Annotated in this window: 2 protein-coding genes and 1 pseudogene; 1 reads left to right on the top strand and 2 read right to left on the bottom strand. The window is 69.5% G+C overall.

Annotated features, from left to right (window positions below; all coding sequences use genetic code 11):
* Positions 1-338, top strand: a pseudogene (locus tag K8V84_RS09895) (NB-ARC domain protein); the annotation flags it as partial.
* Here the strand turns inward: K8V84_RS09895 and K8V84_RS09890 are convergent.
* Together K8V84_RS09890 and K8V84_RS09885 are read right to left on the bottom strand one after the other, a co-directional pair.
* The gene (locus K8V84_RS09890; protein WP_304073376.1) at positions 329-2,023 is read right to left on the bottom strand and encodes a translation initiation factor IF-2; all 1,695 of its coding nucleotides are present in this window, start codon (positions 2,021-2,023) and stop codon (positions 329-331) included. The pseudogene K8V84_RS09895 and the gene K8V84_RS09890 overlap by 10 nt on opposite strands.
* A gap of 251 nt (positions 2,024-2,274) precedes the next feature.
* Positions 2,275-4,101, bottom strand: a complete 1,827-nt coding sequence (locus K8V84_RS09885) for a calcineurin-like phosphoesterase family protein (RefSeq protein WP_304073374.1) — start codon at positions 4,099-4,101, stop codon at positions 2,275-2,277.
* Between the last annotated feature and the right edge of the window lie 388 nt (positions 4,102-4,489).

Below are 4,489 nucleotides of genomic sequence, written 5' to 3'. Positions count from 1 at the left end.
CCGAGCTCGGAAGGGAGAGCCCGGACCGGTGGGCACGGTGGGTCGTGGACGACTGGAAGCAGCTTCGGGCCCGGATTCGACTGCTCCTGGCCCGGGTCCTGGCCGGGATCGACCGCACCGACGAGGCCGCGCGCAAGGCCGAGGCGGCCCTGGAGGTCTTCGTCCAGGTGGCCGACCCCGTCAAACAGGTGCGGGGCGCGCGGCTCCTGGCCGAACTGGACCGCGCACGGGGCGAACACGACCTGTCCCGCAAACGGTTGGAGTGGGCGGGGAAGGTGGCCGGACATTACCACCTGGAAACCGAGTCGGCGCAGATCCGGCGCGAACTCTACCGATAGCCCGAGACCTCCTCGACATCCCCCAGAAAAGCGAATTCCGGCGGGGGGGGGGAGCCTTTCAGACGCAGGGTTCGCCCACCCACACGAACGGGCAACCCGTGGTGCCAGGCCCGCCACGGGTGGGCCCGGCGTGACCAGGCCACGGCGGCGGCCGCCACCATGGAGGCGTCCAGGGGGTGGTCGCCGTGTACGTCGTGCACCCGCATCGCCGCACCGGAACGGTCCAACAACAGTGTGGAGTGCCGGTCCAGGGCGGCGACCGCCGACCGGGCACGCGGGTAGGAGGCGATCCGCTCCTTCACCCAGGAGACCGAGTCCGCCTCACCCCGTACCCGCCGACGCGACCATGCGTCGGCGGCGTCCCGGCGAGGGAGGGCGGTGTCCTCGGCGTCCACCACCAACGGGCGGGTGGCGGCCTCCTCAGGCGGCCCGGCGGGCACCGCCGAAGGGTGACGTCGCAGACGCAGCTCCGTCCCCTCCGGTCCCTTGACGGCCTCCGAGTCGATCCGCCAGGCGGTGATGTCGTCGACCTGAGGTTCCAGGTCGGGCAAGGGCGGAAAGTAGGCGGGGCGTTCGGGTTCGGGCAGGTCCAGCAGTGAATACAGCACCGTCCGGAGCCGGGACGCCGAGTCGCCGTGGTGTTCGATGAGTAGGTCGGCCACCGGTGCCACGGACGACCGTGCCGCCAGGTCCACCTGTTCGACCAGGCGCCCCGAACCCAGACGCGGCAACAGAGAACCGAACTCCAACAGGGGCGAGGCCGGGTCGATGTCGGCGGTGTCGAAGGCCGCGAGCAGCACCGGCCGGCCCAGGGCGGCCGCGTAGTAGGTCACCGAACCCACGTCGCCCACCACCACGTCCGAGGCGATCAGGGCAGCGCGCCATCCTTCCTCCGGAGGGATCAGGGCCAGACCCGCCTCGATCTCGTCGGCCAACCACAGCTCCAACTGGGCCCGTCCACGCGAACGCCACACGTTGGGGTGGGCGATGAGCGCTACCCGGTACTCGTCGTGGGGGAGCTCGGAGAGCAAGGCCCGCACCAGGTCGCGGCGCGCGCCCAACAACGACCCCCGGTTCCAGGTGGAGGAGACCACCACCAACCGACGGTCGTCCACGTTCAGGGCTTCCCGGTACCGGTCGCGGCGTCCGCCGGCGGCGAGCATCCGATCGAAGGCCGGATCGCCCACCACCACACCACGGCCTCGGGCCGCCGGGAGCACTCGATGGAGACGTTCGAGCTGCTCACGGTGCGAGTACAGGAATCGCGCCGCGATGGGCTCGCCCTCGTGGAGGAGTTCACTCGGATCCAGCCCGGAGGCCCTTGCCAACGAACCCGGGGCGGTGCCCACCCGTCGGTTGTGTCCGACCCCATGCGGCATGAGCACCAGCGGGGCCGGCACCCGGTGCGGTTCGCCCTTGGCGCTGGCGGCCAACGCCAGGTCGTGCGGGGTGCGCAGGGCCTCTTCCCAGGGCAGGACCTCGTCGACACCGGCGGCGCGCAGCAGGGATTCGATCCCGGACTCGGAGGCCGAACCGGGGGTGACGGTGAAGGTGACCCCGACCCGCTCGTCGGCCAGCAGCGAGGTGACGTCCAGCAGCCGCCCGGCGGCGGGAACGCTGCGCACGACGGCGAGGACCTCGCGCCTGGGGGAGAGGGTCGCCCATTCGGGCGCTCGACGCTTCACGTTGCGGTTCTCGGAGCTCTCTGGATCGCCGGTCCGGTTCGTCCCGGTTCGGCAGGTCAGCTTACGGGAGCTCCGGTCAGGGCGCGCGATCGACCCGGGGCATCGACTCCAGGTGCGACAGAGGCCATACACGAGACCACGGACGACAACCGTGCTGCGCAGGATGGCCCAAGGCGGTGCTTCCCGACCACGACGAAGGGCCGTCGCCCGTGATCGAACACCGGCGACGACCCTTGTCCGTCGGGGGAGCCCTACCGCTCCTCGACGACCTCGAATTCGAGGACGTCGGTGAACTCGCGGCCGTAGGAGTCGGTCGCGGTCACCTCGGCGGTGCGGGCGCCGGCCTCGAGGTCGCCGGGCAGGTCGAACCGCCACAGGTGCATGGTCCGGTCGGCGAGGCTGCCGCCGTGCACCAGCTGCTGGGCGACCGCGTACGGGTCGGAGTACTCGACACCGACGTTGACGTCCTCACCCTCCATCAGTTGGGTGCGGGTGGCCTCCTCCACGGGGGCTCCGTCGATGGCGACCTCGACGGTCGAACCGGTGGAACCCAGGAAGAAGTTGGTCGTCAGCCAGGTGCCGTCGGCCAGGTCGGCCCGGTCGAGCACCAAAGGCTCGTCCAGTTCGGGAGCCTCTCCGGTGGGGTCGTCGTTCCACTCCTGGCGCTCGTCGAACCACTCGCGGAAGGTGGGGCTGTTCAGACCGAGCTGCGTCTGCACCTCGTCGGACTCGCCCGTGACGGTGTAACGCTCCTGGAACTCGTCGCCCTCCACGTCCAGGGTCACCACGCCGGGGCGGCCACCGTCGCGGCCGATCGCCGTGGGGTAGCCGTCCTCGCCGACCTCGCCGGAGTACCAGTCACCGGAGATCGCACCCGCGGTGATGTGCGGGAAGGGAATCCCCTCGATACCGAAGAGGTCCCGCCAGCCCTCGACGTCGTCGCCGGCCTTGAGGTTCTCGATGCTGTGGCTGTGCCCGGACACGGCCACGGCCTCACGGCCCTCCAGCAGCTCGTGTACCCGGACGACCTGGTCGACCTGGTGTACCGGGGAGCTCTCGTCGGCGTAGTTGAGCAGACCGATGTGCCCGGCGACCACGATCAACTTGTCGTCCGAGACGTTCTCCAGGTCGCTCTCCAACCAGTCCAGCTGATCGTCGCTGATCCGGCCGTTGTACGACGGGCTTCCCTCCGGGTCGGCGCAGTGCTCCTCGATGCCCTCGGGGCTGTCCTCGGCCGCCGTGCACGGGTAGTCGACCGTGTTCAGCGCGACCACGTGCACGTCGCCCACGTCGTAGGAGTAGTAGACGGGGGCCAACTGCGCGCGGAAGGTGTCGAAGGAGTGCGCGGCGTTCGGTGCGTCGAAGTCGAGGTCGTGATTGCCGGGCAGGAACCGGGCGGGACCGTTGGTCTCGGCGGTCAGTTCCTTGATGTCGGGGTAGAGCGACAGGTCGTCGCCCACGATGTCGCCCACGAACAGAGTGCCGCAACCCGCGTAGTCGTCACGTTCGGACAGGTCCTTGATGGCGCCTGCCCTGGCGTACTCGACCTCCTGCTTGTCATAGGTCTGCAGGTCACCGGCGATGACACAGCTCTGTGCCGCCTCGGCGGTCAGCTCGCTCTCGACCAGGGGGAAGTTGATCGCGCCGGGCAGGGGCCCGGTCGGCTCGATGCCCCCGTACCGCAGTTCGGGGGAGCCCTCGGGCAGGTGGTTGTAGTGGAACTGCGGGACGTTGTACTCGTCCACCGGTACCTGGTAGCCGGACGGCTGGGTGATCGACACCGTCATGTTGTCGAAGACGGGCAGTTCGTACTCGCCCTCGTCGTCGGTCCGCACCACGTCGCGGCCGTTGGTCACCGTGACCCCGGCCAGCCCGGACTCGCCGTCACTGGCGCTGTCCCGGTCCGAGTCGACGAACACCTTGCCGGTCAGCACCGACTCGTCCCCAGGGCCGTCCTCGGCCTGAACGACCTCGATCGCGCCACGGTAGGCGATGTCGTCCCAGTCCTGGGCCTGGTCCGGCGAGGCGGTGGCGGGCACCAGCGTGAGGGCTCCGACGACGACCGCGGCCGTCGACACGGTGAGAAGGGCACGAGAACAGCGGCGTGCCAGTGGGGGGAAGGGATTTCGAGCATGTTGGGAATGTGTCGTGAGCATGCGGATTGCTCTCCGTCGCCTCGGGGGTGAAGCCGGTCGGGGGACCGACGGAAAGCAACCTTCGTCGATGGGACTGAACACGGACCCAGTTGCCGACCAACAGTCGATTATCGGTCGGTGACGTGTTGTTCACTCATCGTTAGATGGCGCGGCCTGGGGTGATGGGTGGAGAGAGGATGGGTGGCGGAGGGGTTGCGTCCTATGGGTGGGTTGGTGGGGCGTCGTGGGTATTAGGGGTTGTTGGGCGGGGTGGGGGTGGGTTCTTCCTCCTTCCCCGCCGCGTGATTGTTGCCGCCCGCACCGCACGCGG

Origin of the sequence: Nocardiopsis listeri, assembly GCF_020741345.1 — a bacterium.
GTDB lineage: Bacteria > Actinomycetota > Actinomycetes > Streptosporangiales > Streptosporangiaceae > Nocardiopsis > Nocardiopsis listeri_A.
This window is presented reverse-complemented; position numbering and strand designations above follow the sequence as displayed.